Below are 1,592 nucleotides of genomic sequence, written 5' to 3'. Positions count from 1 at the left end.
CGACCGCATGCCGGCCGCGGAGACACTCTGAAATGAACACCGGAAACACCGTTCATCGGATAGACCCCCTATTGCGTGTCAAGCCTTTGGGGAGGGGGAGTTTCAGGCGGCGGCGAGCCAGGCTCTGTAGCGGGTGGCGAGTTCGTCGTTGGGGCGTCTCCCGAGTTCGAGTTCGCCGATTCTGGCGGGCCATACGCCCAGGTCTTGTGCGGCGGCGGTGAGGGTGAGGTTCTTCGCGTGGCGTGCGGGTCGTAGGTCGGAGTAGTCGGGCGCGAGGGTGTGGCCGGCCAGGGCGTGGAAGATCTCTCGTGCGACGGCGCGTTTGAGGGCGCGGAAGACCTCCTTCGTGGTCCACCCGTTGGCCAGGCGGGTGTCGCGGTAGGCGCGGGTTCTCTGGTCGTAGGACATGCGGACTTTGACGATGTGGTGCAGGGCGGCGTTGGCTTGCCGGTCACCGCCGCGGGAGAGGCGATGTTTGTCGGTGCGGCCGGAGGAGACCGGGATCGGCGCCGTTCCGCACAGGGCGGCGAACGAGGCGGAGGTGCGTAGCCGGTCGGGGTTGTCGCCGGCGGTGATCAGCAGCTGGGCGCCGACCGCGGGGCCGACGCCTTTGATGGCCATCAGGGCTGGGTTGGCGCGGGTGGCGCGCCGCAGCATCCGTTCCTCGAGCGCGGTGATCTCGTCCTGGAGGGCGAGGTAGCGTCGCGCCAGGGTCCGCAACGCGTACAGGGTGTCGGCGTCGTCGACGTCATGGATCTGATCGGGGCGGCAATCCCGAAGGGTGGCAATGAGTTTGGTCTCCGGCAGGTCCCGGAAACGGTCCCGCAGGGCGGGGCGGGTGGTGACCAGCAGGGAGCCGATCTGACGCCAGGCGGCTTGTTGTGACTTCACCGCGGAACGGCGCGCGATGGTCAGCGCCCGTAGCGGCTCGATGCTGGGGTTCTTCGGCTCGGTTGAGGCCTCGCCGGACAGCACCGACCGGGCAGCGCGGTAGGCGTCCAGCGGGTCGGTCTTGCCCTGCTTGCGTTTCTCCGCCGCGCGGGTCCGGTTGACCTCGACCACGCGGATGCCTGCCGCGAGAAGTTCGGTGGTAATCCCGATGCCGTAGCTGGAGGTGCCCTCCACACCGACCGCGCTCAGGGGGCCGTGTTCGATCAGCCATGCCACCGCCCGCCGGTACCCGGCCACCGTGGTGGGGAACTCCCGGTCCGTGACCGGCTGCCCGATCGCGGTGATGACCGCGACGTGGATGGTGTCCTTATGTGAGTCGATACCGCCGACGCGGTGATCCTGGTTTGTCATGATGATGCTGCCCTTCCGTAGCCGATGGGTCGGCACCGGCCGGGCCGGTCAGACAGGACTTACACCAGATCCCGTGCGCTGGGGTCAGGCTCGTATGAGGTCATGCCCGACCGGCCGGTGCCGCTACTACGCGAGGGCCGGACGGATCAGTCCATCGGCAACCCAGCAGGGCACCAGTCAGATCAAGGGTCACGACCCTCGCGCAGCCATACCAGCATGTAAGTCGTCCGCCGTGGGCGTTCCGCGCGGATCTGGGCGAGCAGGTCGGCCTGGGTGTACAGCCAGGATCG

1 protein-coding gene is annotated in these 1,592 nt (G+C 68.2%); it reads right to left on the bottom strand.

Annotated features, from left to right (window positions below; translation table 11 throughout):
- Positions 1–102: 102 nt before the first annotated feature.
- Positions 103–1,302, bottom strand: a complete 1,200-nt coding sequence (locus ABD225_RS17415; protein WP_344088577.1) for an IS110 family RNA-guided transposase — start codon at positions 1,300–1,302, stop codon at positions 103–105.
- Positions 1,303–1,592: the final 290 nt, after the last annotated feature.

Source organism: Nostocoides veronense (genome assembly GCF_039531185.1).
In the GTDB taxonomy this organism is placed as follows: domain Bacteria; phylum Actinomycetota; class Actinomycetes; order Actinomycetales; family Dermatophilaceae; genus Nostocoides_A; species Nostocoides_A veronense.
Note: the sequence above shows the minus strand (reverse complement) of the source record. Positions and strands in the feature narration are given on the sequence as shown.

Bases quoted from the DNA above. Each gene is read 5' to 3' on its own strand.
- ABD225_RS17415 (WP_344088577.1), bottom strand. From the start codon at position 1,302: ATGACAAACCAGGATCACCGCGTCGGCGGTATCGACTCACATAAGGAC.